The organism is Streptomyces sp. NPDC030991 (assembly GCF_055571235.1).
The window spans coordinates 771,932-792,230 of record NZ_JBVIFR010000001.1 but is presented as its reverse complement, the minus strand read 5'-3'; the positions used below and the strand labels follow the sequence as shown (position 1 = coordinate 792,230).

Annotated in this window: 15 protein-coding genes and 1 pseudogene; 9 read left to right on the top strand and 7 right to left on the bottom strand. The window is 72.0% G+C overall.

What is annotated here, in order from left to right; genetic code table 11:
• The first annotated feature begins 214 nt into the window (after window positions 1–214).
• Window positions 215–1,054 carry an oxygenase MpaB family protein gene (locus ACZ45E_RS03705; protein ID WP_468215945.1) on the top strand — a complete coding sequence of 280 codons (840 nt, stop codon included), beginning with the start codon at window positions 215–217 and terminating at the stop codon, window positions 1,052–1,054.
• A 151-nt stretch (window positions 1,055–1,205) separates the two neighbouring features.
• On the opposite strand, the gene ACZ45E_RS03700 is transcribed toward ACZ45E_RS03705, so the two are convergent.
• On the bottom strand, window positions 1,206–2,681 hold the full coding sequence (locus ACZ45E_RS03700; RefSeq protein WP_468215943.1) for a M1 family metallopeptidase: 1,476 nt from the start codon (window positions 2,679–2,681) through the stop codon (window positions 1,206–1,208).
• Between the two features lie 209 nt (window positions 2,682–2,890).
• Between ACZ45E_RS03700 and ACZ45E_RS03695 the strand changes: the two genes are divergently transcribed.
• The 5 genes from ACZ45E_RS03695 (at window position 2,891) to ACZ45E_RS03675 (ending at window position 10,855) form a co-directional block, all read left to right on the top strand.
• The gene (locus ACZ45E_RS03695; RefSeq protein ID WP_468215941.1) at window positions 2,891–4,867 is read left to right on the top strand and encodes a Xaa-Pro dipeptidyl-peptidase; all 1,977 of its coding nucleotides are present in this window, start codon (window positions 2,891–2,893) and stop codon (window positions 4,865–4,867) included.
• Window positions 4,864–6,147 (top strand): M14 family metallopeptidase, encoded by a 1,284-nt coding sequence (locus tag ACZ45E_RS03690; RefSeq protein WP_468215938.1) that lies wholly within the window; start codon window positions 4,864–4,866, stop codon window positions 6,145–6,147. The genes ACZ45E_RS03695 and ACZ45E_RS03690 overlap by 4 nt, the downstream gene beginning before the upstream one ends.
• 90 nt (window positions 6,148–6,237) lie before the next feature.
• Window positions 6,238–7,890 carry a BCCT family transporter gene (locus ACZ45E_RS03685; RefSeq protein ID WP_468215936.1) on the top strand — a complete coding sequence of 551 codons (1,653 nt, stop codon included), beginning with the start codon at window positions 6,238–6,240 and terminating at the stop codon, window positions 7,888–7,890.
• 235 nt (window positions 7,891–8,125) lie between these two features.
• Window positions 8,126–9,157 carry an oxidoreductase gene (locus ACZ45E_RS03680; protein ID WP_468215934.1) on the top strand — a complete coding sequence of 344 codons (1,032 nt, stop codon included), beginning with the start codon at window positions 8,126–8,128 and terminating at the stop codon, window positions 9,155–9,157.
• 60 nt (window positions 9,158–9,217) lie between these two features.
• On the top strand, window positions 9,218–10,855 hold the full coding sequence (locus ACZ45E_RS03675; protein ID WP_468215931.1) for an ABC-F family ATP-binding cassette domain-containing protein: 1,638 nt from the start codon (window positions 9,218–9,220) through the stop codon (window positions 10,853–10,855).
• Between the two features lie 56 nt (window positions 10,856–10,911).
• Here ACZ45E_RS03675 and ACZ45E_RS03670 read toward each other — a convergent pair whose 3' ends face one another.
• Together ACZ45E_RS03670 and ACZ45E_RS03665 are read right to left on the bottom strand one after the other, a co-directional pair.
• Window positions 10,912–13,287 (bottom strand): Tex family protein, encoded by a 2,376-nt coding sequence (locus ACZ45E_RS03670; protein WP_468215929.1) that lies wholly within the window; start codon window positions 13,285–13,287, stop codon window positions 10,912–10,914.
• 90 nt (window positions 13,288–13,377) lie between these two features.
• A complete protein-coding gene (locus ACZ45E_RS03665; RefSeq protein WP_468215927.1) occupies window positions 13,378–14,253 on the bottom strand; it encodes an SCO6745 family protein in 876 nt (291 codons plus the stop codon).
• 116 nt (window positions 14,254–14,369) lie between these two features.
• Between ACZ45E_RS03665 and ACZ45E_RS03660 the strand changes: the two genes are divergently transcribed.
• Entirely contained in the window at window positions 14,370–15,338 is a 969-nt protein-coding gene (locus ACZ45E_RS03660) for a GlxA family transcriptional regulator (protein WP_468215925.1), read from the top strand.
• An 87-nt stretch (window positions 15,339–15,425) separates the two neighbouring features.
• Window positions 15,426–16,064, top strand: a complete 639-nt coding sequence (locus ACZ45E_RS03655) for a DJ-1/PfpI family protein (protein ID WP_468215923.1) — start codon at window positions 15,426–15,428, stop codon at window positions 16,062–16,064.
• Here ACZ45E_RS03655 and ACZ45E_RS03650 read toward each other — a convergent pair.
• On the bottom strand, window positions 16,045–16,815 hold the full coding sequence (locus ACZ45E_RS03650; protein ID WP_468215921.1) for an enoyl-CoA hydratase/isomerase family protein: 771 nt from the start codon (window positions 16,813–16,815) through the stop codon (window positions 16,045–16,047). The genes ACZ45E_RS03655 and ACZ45E_RS03650 overlap by 20 nt on opposite strands.
• A 208-nt stretch (window positions 16,816–17,023) precedes the next feature.
• Here ACZ45E_RS03650 and ACZ45E_RS03645 point away from each other — a divergent pair, with 208 nt between their 5' ends.
• Window positions 17,024–17,572 carry an ATP-binding protein gene (locus tag ACZ45E_RS03645; protein ID WP_468215919.1) on the top strand — a complete coding sequence of 183 codons (549 nt, stop codon included), beginning with the start codon at window positions 17,024–17,026 and terminating at the stop codon, window positions 17,570–17,572.
• A 52-nt stretch (window positions 17,573–17,624) separates the two neighbouring features.
• Here the strand turns inward: ACZ45E_RS03645 and idi are convergent, their stop codons facing one another.
• The 3 genes and pseudogenes from idi to ACZ45E_RS03630 all read right to left on the bottom strand — a co-directional run bounded on the left by idi (window position 17,625) and on the right by ACZ45E_RS03630 (window position 20,217).
• Complete coding sequence (gene idi, locus ACZ45E_RS03640; protein WP_468215917.1) at window positions 17,625–18,218, bottom strand: isopentenyl-diphosphate Delta-isomerase; 594 nt, start codon at window positions 18,216–18,218, stop codon at window positions 17,625–17,627.
• A gap of 138 nt (window positions 18,219–18,356) precedes the next feature.
• Window positions 18,357–19,097 (bottom strand): annotated as a pseudogene (locus ACZ45E_RS03635) (SAM-dependent methyltransferase); the annotation flags it as partial.
• Window positions 19,098–19,281: 184 nt separating this feature from the next.
• Window positions 19,282–20,217 carry a cation diffusion facilitator family transporter gene (locus tag ACZ45E_RS03630; protein ID WP_468215915.1) on the bottom strand — a complete coding sequence of 312 codons (936 nt, stop codon included), beginning with the start codon at window positions 20,215–20,217 and terminating at the stop codon, window positions 19,282–19,284.
• Window positions 20,218–20,299 lie beyond the last annotated feature (82 nt).

Here is a 20,299-nt window from a genome sequence, read left to right as displayed (position 1 = left end):
GAGGGCGCCCCGGCGCCTTGCGATCGCACGCACCAGACGCCGCGGGGCCCGCCCTTCGGGCGGACGACGGGACTTTCGAAACACGCCCTAGGCGCAGCTCACGACCGCCGGCGTCGGCCGTGATCACCACGCCGGGGTCGGGACACGGCACACAGCGCGCGGCGCATAATGGGACAAGCACCTCATCGGCCCCGCGCGCCCCCACAGGAAGCTCATGAAGCAGCACGACCCGGATCCGGCCCCGCCCCCACCCGGCGGGATCCTCTGGGAGACCGCGGGCGACATCCGCTCCCTGCTCGCGCTGCCGGCCGCGTTCGTGCTCCAGGTCGCGCACCCCGCGGTCGGCGCCGGCGTCGATGACCACTCGGTGTTCCGTACCGACCCCTGGGGCCGCGGGCAGCGCTCGCTCACCTCGGTGCTTCTGTGGGTCTACGGCGGCGAGGAGGCCGCCGAGGAGGGCCGCCGGCTGCGCCGCCTGCACCGCGCCATACAGGGCACCGACCCGCACGGCCGCCGCTACCACGCGCTGACGCCCGAGTACTACGCCTGGGTCCACGCCACGGGCTACCCCGTCGCCCGCTACGCCCGCCGCTACTTCGCCCGCCCCTTCACCCCCGCCGAGGACGAGCGGTTCTACGCGGAGTGGCTGATGGTCGGGCGCGTACTCGGCATCCAGGACCGGGACATGCCGCAGACGGTCGAGGAGTTCTGGCCGTACTACGAGAAGGTGCTCGCGCGGGAGATCGGGCCGAACGCCGTGGTCGCGGAGTTGACGGCCCCCGACCGGGCCGTCCCGCCGCCGCCCGGGCACCGGGTGCCGCGTCTTCTGTGGCCGCTGCTGCGTCCCGCGCTCACCCGGGTGCTCCGGTTCCTGTCGATCGGCCTGCTCCCGCCCGAGGCCCGCGAGGCGATCGGCCTCGAGTGGACCCCGGGGCAGGAGCGGCGGTTGCGGCGGGTGACGGTGCTGGTCCGCTGGCTGGTCCCCCGCCTCCCGGAGCGCCTGAGGTACCTCCCGCCGGCCCGCCGGGCGAGGGCGGCGACGCGTCTGCCCTGAGCGGCGCCGTCGCAGACGGGGGGCTGCGGCGAAGCCGCATGCCTCAGGGGCGCGGGGAACTGCGCGAGACGCCCCTGGGACCTACGGTCGCCCACCGGCCCCGAACCCCGCGGCGCGAAGACGCGACCGGCCCCCACCGGACCGCACACGCTCAGTGCTCCGCGTGCACCCCATCGGTAGCCGCGATCTTCTTCCAGGACTTCGGCTGCTTCGGCGCCGACGCCGCGCCCAGCGCAGGCGCGGCCGGCTTCACCGGCTGGTACAGCCACGTGTCGAACAGCGAGGCGAGCGGCTTCCCGGAGACCTTCTCCGCGTACGACACGAAGTCGGAGACGCTCGCGTTGCCGTACGCGTGGGCCTTCGGCCAGCCCTTCAGGATGGCGAAGAACTTCTTCTCGCCGACCGCGTTGCGCAGCGCCTGTATCGCCACGGCGCCCCGGTCGTACACGGCCGCGTCGAACTGGTTCTCCGCCCCCGGGTCACCCGGCTTGACCTGCCAGAAGGCGTCGTCCGCCGGGTGCTGCGCGTACACGTAGTCCGCGAGCTCCTGAGCCGTGCCCTCGCCCTCCTTCTCCGACCACAGCCACTGGCTGTAGCGGGCGAAGCCCTCGTTGATCCAGATGTCCTTCCAGTCGTCGACGGAGACGCTGTCGCCGTACCACTGGTGCGCCAGCTCATGGACGACGACGGACACGTTCGACCCGTTCGCGAACTGCTTCGGCGAGTAGAAGGGCCGCGTCTGCGTCTCCAGGGCGAACGACGACGGCACGTTCGGCACGTACCCGCCGAGCGCCTCGAACGGGTACTTCCCGAAGACCGTCTCCAGCCACTCGGCGACCTCGGTCGTACGCTCCACGCTCGCCTTGGCGGCGCCCTCGTTCGCGCCGAGGTCCTTGCTGTACGCGTTGACGACCGGCAGGCCGTCCGCGGTCGTGTCCGTTGTGATGTCGAACTTGCCGACCGCGAGCGTCGCGAGGTACGTGGCCTGCGGCTTGCTGGAACGCCAGTTGAAGCGGGTCCAGCCCAGCTTCGAACTCTGCGACTGGAGCGTCCCGTTGGAGATCGCCTGCGTACCGTCCGGCACGGAGACCGACACGTCGTACGTCGCCTTGTCGCGCGGGTGGTCGTTGGACGGGAACCACCAAGCGGCCGCCTCCGGCTCGTTGGCGGCGACGCCGCCGTCCGGGGTGCGCTGCCAGGACGTGAACCCCCAGAGCTTCACCTCGGACGGCTTGCCCGCGTACTTCACGACGACCGTGAACGGGGTGCCCTTGGGCACCCCGGCCGCGGGCGTCACCTCCAGCTCCTGCACACCGGACTTGGTGAACTTCGCCTTCTTGCCGTTCACCCGGACCTCGCTCGCGGTGAGCCCGAAGTCGAGGTCGAACCGCGACAGATCCTGGGTGGAGGAGGCGAGGATCGTCGCCGTCCCCTCCAACAGGTCCGTCTTCGGCTGGTACTTCAGACGCAGGTCGTAGTGGGAGACGTCGTAGCCGCCGTTCCCGTACGTCGGGTAGTAGGGGTCGCCGATGCCCGCGGCCCCAGGCTCGAAGTCGGCGGCCGACGCCGGGATCGCCAGCAGAAGGGAGGCCGCCAGCGCGCCGGGGGCGATGAGTCTGCGGTACACGAATGCTCCAAGTCGCGAAGTGGTCGGGACGGACCGGGATGTGATCTCGTCCGCGAGCCTATTCAGCACCCGCCGCCCCGGTCATGTCCATGGCCGGGGCTGTCACACGATCGCCATTCGGCCGACATGTGCCTTTGTGTCCCATGCGCCTGTCGCCGACGCGTACGGCCCCCTGTCGCGAGGGAGTTGACCCGTGTACCTTCCGCGCCATGCCGATACCTGCCAGACGCACCCACCGCCTCTGGAGAACGTTCGCAGCCACGGCCACCGCCGCGCTGCTCGCCGTTCTCGTCCCCGGCGCCGCCCAGGCGGCCCCGGCCGCCCCCGCCTCCCGCGCGTCGCAGCCCGTCTACTCCTACGAGAACGCGATCCGCGAGTCCGTCTGGGTCGACACCCGGGTCGACGGCGACGACGACGGAAAGACCGACCGGGTCGCCGTCGACATCGTCCGCCCGCGCGAACCCGCCGCGCAGGGCCGCAAGATACCCGTGATCATGGACGCCAGCCCGTACTACTCCTGCTGCGGGCGCGGCAACGAGAGCCAACTGAAGACGTACGACGCGGCCGGCCACGTCGTCCAGATGCCGCTCTACTACGACAATTACTTCGTGCCCCGCGGCTACGCCTTCGTCGCCGTCGACCTCGCCGGCACCAACCGCTCCGACGGCTGCGTCGACGTCGGCGGCCGCTCCGACGTCCAGTCCGCCAAGGCCGTCGTCGACTGGCTGAACGGCCGCGCCAAGGGCTACGCGAGCCGCACCGGCACCGCGCGCGCCCAGGCCTCCTGGACCAACGGCCGCACCGGCATGATCGGCAAGAGCTACGACGGCACCATCGCCAACGGCGTCGCCGCGACCGGCGTCGAGGGCCTGGAGACCATCGTTCCGATCAGCGCGATCTCCTCCTGGTACGACTACTACTTCCAGCAGGGCGCCCCGCTCTACGACTCGGGCCCCGAATGGCTGTCCGACTACGTCGAGAGCCCGGAGGCCCGCGCCCGCTGCGCCGCCGTCCAGAAGCGACTTGTCGACGAAGCGCCCCGTAGCGGTGACTGGACCTCCCTGTGGGAGGAGCGCGACTACGTCAAGGACGCCCACAAGGTGAAGGCCAGCGTCTTCGTCGCCCACGGCATGCAGGACCTCAACGTCCGCGCCAAGCACTTCGGCCAGTGGTGGGACGCGCTCGCCGAGAACGGCGTCGACCGTAAGATCTGGCTCTCCCAGACCGGACACGTCGACCCGTTCGACTACCGCCGCGGCGCCTGGGTCGACACCCTGCACCGCTGGTTCGACCACGAACTCCTCGGCTACGACAACGGCATCGACCGCGAGCCGATGGCCGACATCGAGCGCACCCCCGACCACTGGAGCACCGACAAGGTCTGGCCCGCCCGTACAGCGGCGACGACCGCGCTGCGGCCCGGCAAGGGCAGCGCCGCGGGCGTCGGCACCCTCGGCCTCAAGGCGGGCCGCGGCACCGAGACCTTCACCGACGACCCGGCCCTGAGCGAGACCGACTGGGCCGCGCAGATCGACACGTCGACCCCCGGCAAGGCCGGATTCATCAGCCGCCCGCTCGGCAAGGACCTGCGCCTGTCCGGCTCGTCGAAGGTGACGGTCACCGCGACCCCGACCACGGCGAACGCGCACCTGAGCGCCGTCCTGGTCGACCTCGGCCCCGCCACCATCCGCGACTACGCGGGCGCCGGCGAAGGCATCACGACGCTCACCGAGCGCAGCTGCTACGGCCCCAGCACCACCGGGGACAGCTCCTGCTACAAGAACACCCAGGCCGACACCACCGGCGTCGACTCGACCGTCTTCAGCCGCGGCTGGGCCGACCTCGGCACGTACGCGAACCCGGACAAGGGCCGCCCGCTCACCCCCGGCAAGCCCTACACCGTCACGCTCTCGCTCGCCGCGAGCGACCACGTCGTGCCCAAGGGCCACCGGCTCGCGCTGATCGTCGCCGGGACGGACAAGGACCTGATCGACCCCCCGGCGACCAAGCCGACCCTCACCCTCGACCTGTCCCGCACCGTGGCCCGCGTCCCCGTCGTCGGCGGCGCCGGTGCCTTCACGGCCGCCACCGCCGGCTCGCACGGCGCCACGCCCCACGCGAGCGCGGCCGACGGCGTGAGCACGTTCCGCCAGGACCGCCACGTCCCGGGAGGCGACAACCGATGAACCCCCGTACCCGCACCCTCGCCCTGGCCACGGCCGCGGCGGCGCTCGCCACGCCCCTCGTCGCGACGGCCCCGGCCCAGGCGACCTCCACCGGGCCGCGCACCGGATTCGAGCAGACCAACGGCGCCCGCTGGACCAGTCAGCTCGAGGAACAGCGACTCCTCACCGCCGTCGACAAGGCGTCCGACAAGGTCTCCGTCTCCCGCATCGGCACGACGAAGCAGGACCGCCCGGTGCAGCTGGTCCGTATCGGCGCGCCCCGCTCCGCCAACACCGTGCTGCTGATCTGCAGCCAGCACGGCGACGAGCCCTCCGGCCGCGAGGCGTGTCTCACCCGGATCCGCGACCTCGCGTACGCCAAGGACACGGCCACCCGGCGTTTCCTGGCCCGCACGACGCTCCTCGTGGTGCCCACCGCCAACCCCGACGGCCGCGCCGCCGACACCCGCGGCAACTCCGACGGCATCGACATCAACCGCGACCACATCGCCCTGAAGACCGCCGAGGCGCGGGCCATGGCGGCCGTCATCCGCGACCGGCAGCCCGACATCATCTACGACCTGCACGAGTACGGGGCCACCCCTCAGTACTACGACAAGGCCCTCTTCGACCTCTGGCCGCGCAACCTCAACACCGCTGCCGAGGTCCACGACGAGGCCGAGACGCTCTCCCTCGACTACGTCCGCCCGGCCGCGAACGCCGCCGGACACTCCACGGGCACGTACGGCATCTGGACCGACCCGGTCACCGGCGAGCCCGTCAAGCAGACCGCGGGTGACGGGCAGGAGCGCATCCTGCGCAACGTCTCCGGCGTCAAGCACGCGGTCGGCCTGCTCATCGAGAGCCGCGTCGACCCCGGCACCCCGGCCGAGGAGGCCGATCCGGCGCTGAACAACCGGCGCCGCCGCGACTCCCAACTCGCCGCCCTCGGCGGACTGTTCCGCTTCACCGGGGAGAGGCTCGGCCGGGTCGAGGCGGCGACGACCGCCGCCCGCGTCGCCGGGTTCCGTGACACCGGGCCGGTCTACGTCGGCGGCGCCGACAACGACCCGGCCGAACCCGCCGAGATCATCCAGGACCCGCCCTGCGGCTACCGCCTGACCTCGGGGCAATACGCCGAGTTCAAGGACGAGTTGTCGCTGCACGGCATCACCGTCCGGAAAGCGGGCAGGGGAGCCTACGTGCCGCTGCGGCAGTCCGAACGGGCCCTGGTGGCGCTGCTGCTCGACGCCCGCGCGCCGTACCACCTGACGGAAGGGGCGCCCGACACCAGCTGTTGAACAGGTGTGGGACGCGTCGGATGTGGTAGGCCCTAAAGGGTGTCAACCCCACAGAAACCACCCACCGACGCGTCCCTCCCCCCTGAGGGCGTGACAGGCGGCCGACCCGCCACCGACCGGATCGTGTTCGGCGTCACCGCCGTGCTCACCCTGGCCTTCGTGGTCTGGGGCTCGGTCGCCACCGACAACCTGGAGAGCGTCTCCACCAAAGCGCTCAACGGCCTCATCCACAACGGCGGTTGGGCCTTCATGCTCGCCGCCACCGGCTTCGTGGTCTTCGCGCTGTGGCTGGCCATCAGCCGCTACGGGAAGATCACGCTCGGCAAGGAGGGCGAGGAGCCGGAGTTCCGCACCGTCTCCTGGGTCGCCATGATGTTCAGCGCCGGCATGGGCATCGGCCTCATGTTCTACGGCGTCAGCGAACCCCTCGCGCACTTCACGACGCCCCCGCCCGGCACCGATCCGTCCGACCCGGCCGAAGCCATGGAAACGGCCATGGCCACCACCCTGTTCCACTGGACCCTGCACCCCTGGGCGATCTACGCGGTCGTCGGACTCGCCATCGCCTACAGCACGTTCCGTCGCCGCAGGCGGCAGACGATCTCGAGCGTCTTCGTGCCGCTCATCGGCGAGAAGCACGCGCACGGCGCGTGGGGCCGGGTCATCGACATCATCGCGATCTTCGCCACGCTCTTCGGCTCCGCGGCCTCGCTCGGCCTCGGCGCGCTCCAGATCGGCTCCGGCTTCGAGGTCCTGAACTGGATGGACAAGGCGAGCACCGGGCTGCTCGTGTCCATCATCGCCGTCCTGACCGTGGCGTTCGTGGCCTCCGCCGTCTCCGGGGTGGAGAAGGGCATCCAGTGGCTGTCGAACATCAACATGGTGCTCGCGCTCGTCCTCGTCGTCTTCGTCTTCGTCGCGGGCCCCACGATCATCGTCCTCGACCTCCTGCCCACCTCCCTCGGCGCCTACCTCGGCGACCTGCCCCAGCTGATCGGCCGTACCGAGGCCTCCAGCGGCAAGGGCGTCGCCGACTGGCTCGGCAGCTGGACGGTCTTCTACTGGGCGTGGTGGATCTCCTGGACGCCCTTCGTCGGCATGTTCATCGCGCGCATCAGCCGCGGCCGCACCATCCGCCAGTTCGTCGGCGGCGTCATCCTCGTCCCGTCCACCGTCAGCCTGGTCTGGTTCGCGATCTTCGGTGGTACGGCGATGAAGATGAAGGAGCACGGGCAGCTCACCGGCGCCTCCACCCAGGAGGCCCAACTCTTCGGCGTCCTGCACGAGTTCCCGATCGCCACGGCGTCCAGCCTGCTGGTCATGATTCTCGTCGGCATCTTCTTCGTCTCCGGCGCGGACGCGGCTTCGATCGTCATGGGCACGCTGTCGCAGAAGGGGGCGCTCGAACCCGGCCGGTTCGTCGTCATCTTCTGGGGCGTCGTGACCGGCGCCGTGGCGGCCGTCATGCTGCTCATCGGCAACGGCTCCGGCAACGCGCTGACGGGCCTGCAGAACCTCACGATCCTCGTGGCGGCACCCTTCACCCTGGTGATGATCGGCATGTGCGTGGCCCTCATGCGCGACCTGCGCCAGGACCCGCTGATCGTCCGCGGTGACATGGGCATCGAGGTCGTCGAGGCGGCCGTGGTCGCCGGACACGAGAAGTACGGCGGCGAGTTCGAGATCACGATCGGCCCCGGCCAGAGCCTGGAGACGGAGGGCGACCCCCTCGAGAAGCACTGAGGCCCGTACGGCCGCGCCATGATCCACCACCGGCCGCGCCCCTCCTGCTGCTCGACCTCGGCACCACCCCGGTCGACCGGAACGCCGCCACCCGCTCAGCGGTGGCGGCGTTCCGGCCGGACACGGCCTGCCGCCCCGCCCGCGGACCTGCCCCGGCGCCGGCAGCCGCAGGCGCCCCGTGGCGGAATATGGGATGCCGTGCTCACATCAGGGTCCAAGTGGGAATACTCGGGGCATGTCTGCCGAGTACGCGACCTTCGGGCTGGCACCGGCCATGCGCGCCGGTGGGGTTCTCGCCAACGGTGACGTCCAGGTCCACCGGGACTTCGTGGACTTCATCGTGAACGGCCGCCCCCTGCTGTTCCAGCTCTCCGACCTCGACGCCGTCTCCCCCCTGGCCGCCGACATCCCGCCCGCCATCTTCACCGGCCACGTCAAGAGCCTGCTCCTGGAGGCCGAGGCGCCCCTCGCCGACGGCCGTTACGTCATCTACGGCTGCCCCGAGTGCGAGGGACTGGAGTGCGGCGCGGTCACCGCCGTGATCGAACGGGCCGGTGACGGCGGCGACGACTACGTGTGGCGCGACTTCGCCTGGCAGACCGACGACCACGCCGACCTGGAGCTCAACGGCTACCACGGCATAGGCCCCTTCCGCTTCCGGGGCGCCGCGTACCGCACGGCCCTCGGCCGGCTGCTCACCGCCGAGGCAGGGCCCCACCGGCGCCGGGTTCTGCTCATCGGCGCCCGCGTCGCCCTCCTCGCGAAGCTCGCCGCGGCCCTGCGCGCCATCGGTATCGGCGCCGACATCACCCAGGACGCTTCCGGCGTCTTCGCCGAGGAGCTGCGCACGTACGGGGCCGTCGCCTTCGGGCGCGCCGTCGACGAGCACCGCCGGGACGCCGTGCGGCGCCAGTTCGAGCAGGCGGGCGCCGACCCGGCCTACGTCGACGGGCTCGCGCCGATCGTCCCGCTGCTCGTCGCCCAGATCGAGGCCGCGCTCGACCGCGGCCCGCTGGAGCAGCGCCGCCTCACCCGGCTCGTCGCCGCCGACGGGGAGGCGGAGCTGGAAACGACCTCCACGTGCCGGGTGCAGCTCACCTCGTACCGACTCGACCGCCTGTACCGCACCCATACCCACACGGTCTTCGACGACGTCCTCGGCGCCGGGCTGCACCGGATCCCCCTCGCCGCGGCGGCGACCAAGGGGGAGTGCTACCTCGTGGCACGCACCACCGGGAGCGTGCTGGTGGCGCCGCCGGCACGCTGAGGGCCCGGGGCGGCGGCGTGTGCGAGGCCGCCCGGCGCCCCGATTAGGATCGAACCCCTGATGACTGCCACCCTCGTAGCCAAGAACCTCGCCGCCGGACACGGGGACCGTGCCCTGTTCGCCGGGCTCGACCTCGTCGTCGCCCCGGGCGACGTGATCGGACTCGTCGGCGCCAACGGAGCCGGCAAATCCACCCTCCTGCGGCTCCTCGCCGGACTCGCCACCCCGGAGGAGGGCGAACTGCGCCTCTCCCCGCCGACCGCGACCGTCGGCCACCTCCCGCAGGAACCGGAGCGCAGGACCGGCGAGACCGTCCGGCAGTTCCTCGCCCGCCGCACCGGCGTCGACGAGGCCCAGCGCGTCATGGACGAGGCCACGCAGGGACTCGTCGACGGAGCCCCGGGCGCCGACGACGCGTACGCGACGAGCCTGGAGCGCTGGCTCGACCTCGGCGGCGCCGACCTCGACGAACGCGCCGAGGAGGTCGCCGGGCAGCTCGGCCTGCTGGTGGGTCTCGACCAGCTGATGACGTCGCTCTCCGGCGGCCAGGCCGCCCGCGCGGGTCTGGCCTCCCTGCTCCTGTCCCGTTACGACGTCTTCCTCCTGGACGAGCCGACCAACGACCTGGACCTGGCGGGCCTGGAGCGCCTGGAGACGTTCGTCCGTGGGCTCCGCGCGGGCACCGTCGTCGTCAGCCACGACCGCGAGTTCCTCGCCCGCACGGTGACCAAGGTGCTCGAACTCGACTTGGCCCAGCAGCAGATCAACCTCTACGGCGGTGGCTACGACGCCTACCTGGAGGAGCGCGACGTCGCCCGGCGGCACGCGCGCGAGGAGTTCGAGGAGTACGCCGACAAGCGCTCGGCCCTCGAAGGACGAGCCCAGATGCAGCGGTCCTGGATGGACAAGGGCGTCAAGAACGCCCGGCGCAAGGCGACCGACAACGACAAGATCGGCCGCAAGTTCCGCAGCGAGTCCAGCGAGAAGCAGGCCGCCAAGGCCCGCCAGACGCAGCGCATGATCGAGCGGCTCGACACCGTCGAGGAGCCCCGCAAGGAGTGGGAGCTGCGCATGGAGATCGCGGCGGCGCCCCGCTCCGGCTCGGTCGTCGCCTCGCTCAGGGACGCGGAGCTGCGGCGCGGGGACTTCGGGTTCGGCCCGGTGACGCTCCAGGTCGACTGGGCGGACCGCATCGCGATCACCGGCGTGAACGGCTCGGGAAAGTCGACCCTGCTCGGCGCCCTGCTCGGCCGGCTCCCGCTCGACTCGGGCCACGCGACGCTCGGCTCCGGCGTGGTGGTCGGCGAGGTCGACCAGGCCCGCGCCCTCTTCCACGGACCGGAGGCCCTGCTCGACGCGTTCTGCGCGGCGGTCCCCGAGACCGAGCCGGCCGAGGTCCGCACGCTGCTCGCCAAGTTCGGCCTGAAGGCCGAGCACGTCCTGCGCCCGGCGGCGACCCTCTCGCCCGGCGAACGCACCCGCGCCGCACTCGCCCTCCTCCAGGGCAGGGGCGTCAACCTGCTCGTCCTGGACGAGCCGACCAACCACCTCGACCTGCCCGCCATCGAACAACTGGAGTCGGCCCTGGACTCGTACGACGGCACGCTGCTGCTGGTCACGCACGACCGCAGGATGCTGGACGCGGTACGGACGGACCGGCGCCTGGAGGTCGCCGACGGGAAGGTCACGGAGGCCTGACCGGGAGCGCCCCCGCGGGGGGCGCCCCCCGCGGGGGCGCTCCCGGGCCGGAGCGGCTACGCCAGTCCGGCCTTTCGCAGCGCGTCCAGCATCGCGGAGTTGGCGGGCGCCGGAGCGGAGCGCCCCTTGCCCTTCCCCGCGGCGTCGGAGCCGGCACCGGTGCCGCTCGCACCCCCGCGGTTCTGCCGGGACTTCTGCTGCGGCGGACGCTGACGCCCGCCGCGCTCGCCACCGGAGGCGCTGCCCTTCTCGTCGTCCAGGCGCAGGGTCAGGGAGATCCGCTTGCGCGGTACGTCGACCTCGACCACCTTGACCTTCACGATGTCGCCGGGCTTCACGACGTCGCGCGGGTCCTTCACGAACGTACGGGAGAGGGCCGACACGTGCGCGAGCCCGTCCTGGTGCACGCCGATGTCGATGAACGCCCCGAAGGCCGCGACGTTGGTCACGACGCCCTCCAGGATCATCCCCGGCTCCAGGTCGCCGATCTTCTCGACGCCCTCCTTGAAGGCGGCCGTCTTGAAAGCGGGCCGCGGGTCGCGCCCCGGCTTCTCCAGCTCCTTCAGGATGTCCGTCACGGTCGGCAGACCGAACGTCGTGTCCACGTAGTCGGCCGGCTTCAGCGAACGCAGCGTCCCCGTGTCGCCGATCAGCGAACCGACCCCGCCGCCCGTCGACTTCGCCATCCTGCGCACCAGCGGGTACGCCTCCGGGTGCACGGCGGACGCGTCCAGCGGGTCGTCGCCGCCGCGGATCCGCAGGAAGCCCGCGCACTGCTCGTACGCTTTCGGGCCGAGCCGGGCCACGTCCTTGAGGCCCTTGCGGTTGCCGAACGGGCCGTGGGTGTCGCGGTGCGACACGATGTTCTCCGCGAGTCCGGCGCCGATGCCGGAGACCCGGGCGAGCAGCGGGGCCGACGCGGTGTTCACGTCCACACCCACGCCGTTCACACAGTCCTCGACCACCGCGTCCAGGGAGCGGGAGAGCTTCACCTCGCTCAGATCGTGCTGGTACTGACCGACTCCGATCGACTTCGGGTCGATCTTGACCAGTTCGGCGAGCGGGTCCTGAAGCCGTCGGGCGATGGAGACGGCGCCGCGCAGCGACACGTCCATGTCCGGCAGCTCCTGCGAGGCGAACGCGGACGCCGAGTACACCGAGGCGCCCGCCTCGGAGACCATCACCTTGGTGAGCTTCAACTCCGGGTGCTTGTCGATGAGTTCACCGGCGAGCTTGTCGGTCTCGCGGGAAGCCGTGCCGTTGCCGATGGCGATCAGGTCGACCGCGTGCTCCTTGGCGAGGCGCGCCAGCCTGGCGATCGCCTCGTCCCAGCGGTTGGCCGGGACGTGCGGGTGGATGACGTCGGTCGCCACGACCTTGCCCGTCGCGTCGACGACCGCGACCTTCACGCCCGTACGGAAACCGGGGTCGAGGCCCAGCGTCGCGCGCGTGCCCGCGGGGGCGGCGAGCAGCAGGTCCCGCAGGTTCGCCGCGAAGACCCTGACCGCCTCGTCCTCCGCGGCCGTGCGAAGCCGCAGCCGCAGGTCGATGCCGAGATGCACCAGGATGCGCGTGCGCCAGGCCCAGCGGACCGTGTCCGCGAGCCACTTGTCGCCCGGGCGCCCCTGGTTCCGGATGGAGAACCGGTCGGCGACGATCGGCTCGTAGGAGGAGGGGCCGCCGTCGCCGCCGGGCTCCTCGGGCTCCAGGACGAGCTCCAGCACGTCCTCCTTCTCGCCGCGCAGCATCGCCAGGACGCGGTGCGAGGGCAGCTCCTTGAAGGGCTGCGCGAAGTCGAAGTAGTCGGCGAACTTGGCGCCCGCCTCCTCCTTGCCGGACTTCACCTTCGCGACGAGCCGCCCGCGCACCCACATGCGCTCACGCAGCTCACCGATGAGGTCGGCGTCCTCGGAGAACCGCTCGGTGAGGATCGCGCGGGCCCCGTCGAGAGCCGCCTGCGGATCGGCGACGCCCTTGTCGGCGTCCACGAACGCGGCCGCGGCGGTCAGCGGATCCACCGAGGGGTCGCCGAACAGGCCGTCCGCCAGCGGCTGAAGGCCCGCCTCGCGCGCGATCTGCGCCTTCGTCCGCCGCTTCGGCTTGAACGGCAGGTAGATGTCCTCCAGGCGCGCCTTGGTGTCGGCGGCGCGGATGCTCGCCTCCAGCTCCGCGGTCAGCTTGCCCTGCTCGCGCACCGAGTCGAGGACCGATGCGCGCCGGTCCTCCAGCTCGCGCAGATACCGCAGCCGCTCCTCCAGGGTGCGCAGCTGGGCGTCGTCGAGGGACTCCGTCGCCTCCTTGCGGTAGCGGGCGATGAAGGGCACCGTCGAGCCGCCGTCCAGCAGCTCCACGGCGGCCTTCACCTGCCGCTCCCGTACGCCGAGTTCCTCGGCGATCCTGCCTTCGATGGACCCAACAGTGGGTGTCGCCACGATCCCGTACCGCCTATGTCGAATGAGGTTGCGCGGCAATTGTGGCAGGTAGCACCGACAGCGGGGGATCAGGGCGAACCCGGCGGTGTCTCAGGCGGCCTTGCCGATGAGGTCGTCGGGGAATGCCCCGTTGCCGGCCGCCGCTGCGACGAACCCCGTGGCCAGCTCGGTCAGCCGGGCCACGCCCGCGTCACCGAGGTGCTCGTAGGGCGCCCGGTCGAGGAGGTCCGTGCGCTCCTCCAGGGCCGCGCGCAGCTCCGCGCCCTGCTCGGTGAGCGTCAGCTCCTCGTCCCCGGTGAGCAGTCCCCGCGCGCGCAGCCGCCCGGCGGCCTGGTCGAACTCGTCCCGGGTCCAGCCACGCGTGGCGAGCAGCCACTTCGGGGCCATGCCCTTGCCGGTCGCGACATGGCTGACGAGGGCCTCCACCGGGTCGAGCTCGGCGGCGAGCAGCGCGGCGAGGTGTCCGTCGCCGCGGTGCTCGCGCAGCAGCGTGGCCGCGTGCCAGTACGCGAGGTGCGGGGCCTCCGGGACGGGCAGGTCCGCGTGGGCCGCGTACAGGGGGCGGGCGTGCCGTGTGCACGCTTCGGTGGCGCGCAGGGCGAGTTCGGCGGCCTCGGCCATCTCCTTGGAGGCGAGCGCCTCGTCGCCGAGCAGCCGGCGCAGCGTCGAGTCGACGGCACGCGCGCGTGCGGCGAGCACCGTCTCGGGCGAGGCGATCTGCCAGACCGCGGGCACGTGCCGCGCCACGAGGTCGTACTTGAAGTTGTAGAAGGTCGAGGTCACCGTTCCGGCGCCGACCGCGCCCATGGCCGCGGACCGCGCCGCGAAATAGGCCGCACTGCGGTCCTCCACACCGACCGCGGCCAGCTCCTTGGCCAGGTCGGGCGAGAAGTAGTGCGTCGAGTGGAACGGGTTGATGACGTGGTGACAGCGGCGGGCGGCGCGCAGCCGCGGGTCAGGGCTCATGCCCGTACGTTACTGACCGGTCGGTACGCGATGGCAGGCGGGGGAACGGGCGAAGGCAGTAAAGGAGGGGTATTCGTCATTGCGGCCATGCGCTCGGCGCCCGAAGAATGAAGAGCATGCCGCCCCGCACCGTTCTCGTACTCCTCTACGACGGCGTCCAGAGCCTGGACGTCACCGGCCCCGTCGAGGTCTTCGCCGGCGCCGCGCTCGCCACCGGCTCCGCCTCCGCCGGGTACCGCGTCAGCACGGCCTCGCTCGACGGCGCCGCGGTGCGTACCTCCAGCGGTCTGACACTGGTCCCCGACCAGGACCTGGCCGGCGCGCCCGTCCCGCACACGGTGCTGGTCCCCGGCGGGGACGGCACGCGCCGTCCCGATCCGCGGCTGACCGACTGGCTGCGGGTGAACGCGCCGGGCGCCCGGCGGATCGTCTCGGTGTGCACGGGAGCGCTGCTCCTCGCGCGGGCGGGCCTCCTGGACGGCCGCAGGGCCACCACCCACTGGGCGTACTGCGACCTCCTCGCCCGCGACCACCCCACGGTCGACGTCGACCCGGACCCCATCTACGTACGCGACGGAAATGTGGCGACGTCCGCCGGTGTCACCGCGGGCATCGATCTCGCCCTCGCTCTCGTCGAGGAGGACCACGGCAGGGACACGGCGCTGACGATCGCCCGCCACCTGGTCGTCTTTCTGCGACGGCCGGGCAATCAGGCGCAGTTCAGCGCGCAGCTGGCCGCCCAGACGGCCCGCCGCGAACCGCTGCGCGAACTCCAGCAGTGGATCACCGAGCACCCCGAGGACGACCTGTCCGTGGAGGCGATGGCGGCCCGCGCCCGCCTCTCGCCGCGCCACTTCGCCCGTGCCTTCCAGGCGGAGACGGGCCTCACGCCCGGCAGATACGTGGAACGCGTCCGCGTCGAGCATGCCCGCCGCCTCCTGGAGGACACCACCGACGGCGTCGAGGAGATCTCCCGCGCCAGCGGCTACGGCACCCCGGAGGCGATGCGCCGCGCCTTCCTCAAGACCCTGGGCACGCCGCCGGCCGAGTACCGCCGCCGGTTCCACGCACCCTCCCTGACCTGACCTGACCTGACCTGACCTGACCGACCCGATCTCACCGCTCCGACCCGACCCGGCCGGTCCTCCGCCACCCGCACGGAAAGGCACCCCATGCAGATCGCCATAGCCCTCTACGAGCGGTTCACCGCCCTCGACGCCATCGGCCCCTTCCAGACCCTCGGCTCCATGCCCGGCGCCGACGTGGTCATCGTCGCCGAGCGGCCCGGACCGGTGCGCGACGACACCGGGCGGCTCGCGCTCGTCGCCGACAAGGGCTTCGCCGAGGTGACGCGCCCCGACATCGTCGTCGTGCCGGGTGGCCCCGAGCAGAGCGACCAGACGGAGAACGAGGCACTGCACGACTGGCTGCGCGCCGCAGACGCCCACACCACCTGGACGACGTCCGTGTGCACCGGCTCCCTGGCGCTCGCCGCGGCAGGGCTGATCGAGGGCCGCGAGGCCACCTCGCACTGGCTCGCGCTGGAGGAACTGGAGAGGCTCGGCGCGCGGTCGACCGAGCGGCGCGTGGTCTTCGACGGCAAGTACGTCACCGCGGCCGGTGTCTCGGCCGGCATCGACATGGGGCTCACCCTCGTGGGCCGGATCGCCGGGGACGAGACGGCGCAGGCGATCCAGCTGATGACCGAGTACGACCCGCAGCCGCCCTACGACGCGGGCTCACCGCAGAAGGCTCCCGCCCACCTCGTGGCGCGCTTCCGCGCCGACCGGCTCAGCGCGGACCGGGCCTGACGGTCCAGTCGAAGCGCGGCGCCCGGCGTTCCAGGAAAGCGGCGACCCCCTCCGCGGTGTCGCCGCTGCCGCGCGCCTGCTCGGCCCAGTGCGCGTCCCGGTCGGTGCGCCCCGACACGAACTCCTTCGCCGCGGCCTGCGTCAGCTGCGAGCGGGCGGCGAGCACCCGGGTGAACTCCGCGACCCGCTTGTCCAGGTCTGGCTCGTCCAGCACCTCGTCCAGCAGACCGGTGCGCAGCGCCCGCTCCGTCCCGATCAACTCGCCCGAGTACAACAGGTACTTGGCGGTCGCCGGGCCGACCAGCGCGGCGAGGCGCCGCGTCGACGACGCCGGGTAGACGATCCCGAGCTTCGCCGGGGTCACGCCGAACAGCGCGCTCTCGGCGGCGAACCGCAGATCGCAGGCGGCCGCCAGCTGACAGCCGCCGCCCACACAGAAGCCGCGCACCACGGCCAGCGTCGGCTTCGGGAAGGCGGCGAGCGCCTCCTCCGCCGCGACGGCCAGCCGCTGCGCCGCGCCCGCGCCCGAGGCGAGCGTGGAGATGTCAGCCCCCGCGCAGAAGGTGTCACCGGCCCCGGTCAGCACCAGGACCCGCACCGCCGGATCCGCGGCGAGCCGGGCGAGCAGCGGTGGCAGGGCGGCCCACATGGGGTCGGTCATGGCGTTGCGCTTGGCCGGATGGTCGATGACCACGGTGGCGACCCCGTCGGTGACGGTGTGCGTGAGCTGTTGCGAGGGCGAGGGAGCCATGCGCCGGATGCTATCCGGCGGGCTCGAACGGACGATCAGCCGGTGGAAGCCTCGAACCACCCGCTGAAGCGCTCCTGAAGAGGAACAACTCGAACAAGATCAGTCACATGGCCGACCTGGGCAGGCGCCGACGATCAAATGTCGCCGATAGTCGCTGACTTCTGGTCACTTATCCGGCCGGGACCGGGGCGTTACCAACACTCGAAGGGTGGTGACAATCGAGCGCAAGGGCGGGGACCGGGCGATGGGTGACGACGGGCTGGGAGCCCGCGCACTACCTCAGAGCAGCGGGGGAGCGCCCCCCGGGTACGCGGCGGACGGACACCCGGGCGGCGGGCCGCTCCCGTACGAGGGAGTCTGGCGGTTCACGGCGCCGGCGGTCGACGCCTCCGTGCCGCAGGCCCGCCGGGCCGTACGCGAACTGCTCGCCCGGCAAGGCGTACCCGCCGGGGACGAACTGGTCCACGGGCTGCTCGTGATCGTCTCCGAACTCGTCACCAACGCGGTGAAGCACGCCGCCCTGCTCTCGCCCATGCTCGCCGTGGAGGTGGCCGTCGGCGCGGAGTGGGTGCGGGTCTCCGTGGAGGACGACCACCCCTACCGCCCCACGGCGCTCGAAGCGACCAGCGGGCAGACCGGCGGCCGCGGACTGCTGCTCGTACGGGAGATCACCGCGGAGGCGGGCGGCGCCTGCGAGGTCGCACACACCGCGAGCGGGGGCAAGGTGATCTGGGCCGCCCTGCCCCTCAAAGCCTGACCCCGGACCCGGCGCCGCCCGACGGCTACCAGCCCGCGGCGGGCCCCGACGGCTACCAGCCCGCGGCGGGCCCCGTCAGCTCCCGGACGGCCGGACGCGCCGCGTCGAGCACGGTCATGAACCACGCGGAGAACGGGTCCTGGGCGTGCCGCTGGGCCAGCTCGGCGGCTGTCACGAACGCCGTCGCCCCGACCTCCTCCGGGTCGGCGGCCGGCGGCGCCTGCACCAGTCCGACGAACAGGTGGTTGAACTCCTGCTCCACCAGGCCCGACTCGGGGTCCGGGTGGTTGTAGCGCACGGTGCCCGCCTGCGCCATCAGCGACGGCGAGACGCCCAGCTCCTCGAAGGTGCGCCGGGCGGCCGCCGCGAACGGGGCCTCGCCCGGGTACGGGTGCCCGCAGCAGGTGTTCGACCACACGCCGGGGGAGTGGTACTTGCCGAGCGCCCGCTGCTGGAGCAGCAGCCGCCCCTGTTCGTCGAAGAGGAACACGGAGAACGCTCTGTGCAACTGACCGGGCGGCTGATGGGCGGCGAGCTTCTCCGCTGTGCCGATCGTCCTGCCGTCCTCGTCGACGAGTTCCAGCAAGATTGCTTCTCCAGTGCCGTTCGACGAGCTGTTCGCCGCGGTGGCAGGTGTGATCGGCATACCCATCCTTCGCTTCGGTCCTCATCACCAGTCTGCCGTACGCGAAGGGCACTCCCCGACCTCACCACGTCCCGAATGTCCCGCCCGGCCGCGAAGCCGGGCGGGACATGCGCAGGTCCGGGCCGGTCAGCCGGTCACGGGCCGCAGCACGTAACCGGTGTATCCGTACTCGGCGCGGTGCTCGCGCCGCATGGCCAGCTCCGCGCGCGTACCGGCGAGCGCCTCCGCCATACCGGGACGTTCCGGATCGGCGGCGTCGGCCCGCTCGGCCAGCGGCCCATAGTACTCGTCCCAGTCGGACTCGGGCTGCCGGTGGACGCCGAGCACGGTGTACCCGGCGGCCGCGCACGCCCGTAGGTTCCCCTCGGTCGTCCGCAGCTTGTAGTGCTCCTCCCAGAAGGCGCGGGCCTCGGGGGAGGGGGTGTCCGTCGTCCACTCGCACTCGGTGAGCGCGAGCGCGCCGCCGGGCGCGAGCAGCCGCTTCCATCGCGCGAGCGCGGTGTCGAAGCCGATGGCGTACGCCGAGCTCTCGGCCCAGATCAGGTCGAACGAGCCGTCCGCGTAAGGGAGTTCGCCCATGTCCGCCATGACGGCGTGGACGCGGTCGGTGAGCCCGCGCGTCCGCGCCGCCGCCCGCAGCTCGTCGAGGAACGGCTCATGCAGATCCACGGCCGTCACCGTGCCGCCGGTCTCTGCGGCGAGCAGCAGTGCGGAGCGGCCGGGGCCGCAGCCCAGGTCGAGGATGCGGGGCCGGGCGGGCAGCTCGCCCGCCCAGGAGAGGAGGCGCCGCGTCGTGGCGTCGGAGCCGGGGCCCTGCCGGGGCAGTCCGTGGTGCAGGGCGAAGAAGCAATCGCGTACGACGTTGGTGTCGTCGGTCAACGTGAGAAACCTTCGAGTGAGGGGGCCTCGCTCAGACGGAGGCCCGGAGGGTGGGGATGCTCCTGTCGCTGCGCATGGCAGCACTCGCCGCGACGACAGTCATCAACCCACCTCCTCAAAGATCTCTGGCCACGCTAGCACGGTCGGTGACGGCGGTCAGGGGGTACGAGGTCAGGGACAGGGGTCAGTGGCAGAGTTTCGCCTCGTGCTCGGCGTGGCCGAGGGGCTCCAGCTGGAACGTGCAGTGCTCGACGTCGAAGTGGTCGCCGAGGCAGCCCTGCAGTTCGTGCAGCATCTTCTCGTTGCCGATCGCGCCGAGCACGTCCGGGGTGACGACCACGTGCGCGGAGAGCACCGGCATGCCGGAGGTAATCGTCCACGCGTGCAGATCGTGGACGTCCTCGACGCCCGGCAGGGCCAGCAGATGGGACCGCACCTGGCCCATGTCGACGCCCTTGGGGGCCGATTCGAGCAGCACCTCCAGGGTCTCGCGCAGCAGCTTCACCGTACGCGGGACGATCATCAGCCCGATGACCAGCGAGGCGATGGGGTCGGCGGCCTGCCAGCCCGTGGTCAGGATGACGACGGCCGAGATCAGCACCGCCAGCGAGCCGAGCGCGTCCGCCGCCACCTCCAGGAAGGCGCCGCGCACGTTCAGGGACTCCTGCTGCCCCTTGACGAGGAGGGAGAGCGAGATCATGTTCGCCACCAGGCCGATGAGGCCGTAGACGATGGTCAGGCCGCCCGCCGTCGCCGCCGGTTCCATGAAGCGCTGGATCGCCTCGTACAGGACGTAGCCGCCGACGCCGAGCAGGAGCAGGCAGTTGGCGAGGGCGGCGAGGATCTCGGCCCGCGCGTAGCCGAAGGTGCGCTGGTCGCTGGCCGGGCGGTTGGCGAAGTGGATCGCGAGCAGGGCCATCGCCAGGCCGAGTGCGTCCGTGGCCATGTGGGCGGCGTCCGCGATGAGGGCGAGCGAGTCGGCCGCGATGCCGCCGACGATCTCCACCACCATCACGGTCAGCGTGATCGACAGCGCGATGCGCAGCCGGCCCCGGTGGGCGGCGGCCGCCGTGCCGGTCGTCGGCCCGTGGCTGTGCCCGTGGTCGTGTCCGGCCCCCATGGGAACCGCCCTCCGTCTCGGTTGGCCGCGCCGCCGTGGTCCGGAGCGGGATCACACAGTGAACTACGGGTGGGGGGTATCC

Excerpts from the sequence above, each read along its gene's own strand:
- ACZ45E_RS03680 (WP_468215934.1), top strand. The coding sequence starts at position 8,126 with ATGTCTGCCGAGTACGCGACCTTCGGGCTGGCACCGGCCATGCGCGCC.
- ACZ45E_RS03655 (WP_468215923.1), top strand. The coding sequence starts at position 15,426 with ATGCAGATCGCCATAGCCCTCTACGAGCGGTTCACCGCCCTCGACGCC.
- ACZ45E_RS03650 (WP_468215921.1), bottom strand. The coding sequence starts at position 16,815 with ATGGCTCCCTCGCCCTCGCAACAGCTCACGCACACCGTCACCGACGGG.
- ACZ45E_RS03660 (WP_468215925.1), top strand. The coding sequence starts at position 14,370 with ATGCCGCCCCGCACCGTTCTCGTACTCCTCTACGACGGCGTCCAGAGC.
- ACZ45E_RS03630 (WP_468215915.1), bottom strand. The coding sequence starts at position 20,217 with ATGGGGGCCGGACACGACCACGGGCACAGCCACGGGCCGACGACCGGC.
- idi (WP_468215917.1), bottom strand. The coding sequence starts at position 18,218 with ATGCCGATCACACCTGCCACCGCGGCGAACAGCTCGTCGAACGGCACT.
- ACZ45E_RS03665 (WP_468215927.1), bottom strand. The coding sequence starts at position 14,253 with ATGAGCCCTGACCCGCGGCTGCGCGCCGCCCGCCGCTGTCACCACGTC.
- ACZ45E_RS03705 (WP_468215945.1), top strand. The coding sequence starts at position 215 with ATGAAGCAGCACGACCCGGATCCGGCCCCGCCCCCACCCGGCGGGATC.
- ACZ45E_RS03695 (WP_468215941.1), top strand. The coding sequence starts at position 2,891 with ATGCCGATACCTGCCAGACGCACCCACCGCCTCTGGAGAACGTTCGCA.
- ACZ45E_RS03675 (WP_468215931.1), top strand. The coding sequence starts at position 9,218 with ATGACTGCCACCCTCGTAGCCAAGAACCTCGCCGCCGGACACGGGGAC.
- ACZ45E_RS03690 (WP_468215938.1), top strand. The coding sequence starts at position 4,864 with ATGAACCCCCGTACCCGCACCCTCGCCCTGGCCACGGCCGCGGCGGCG.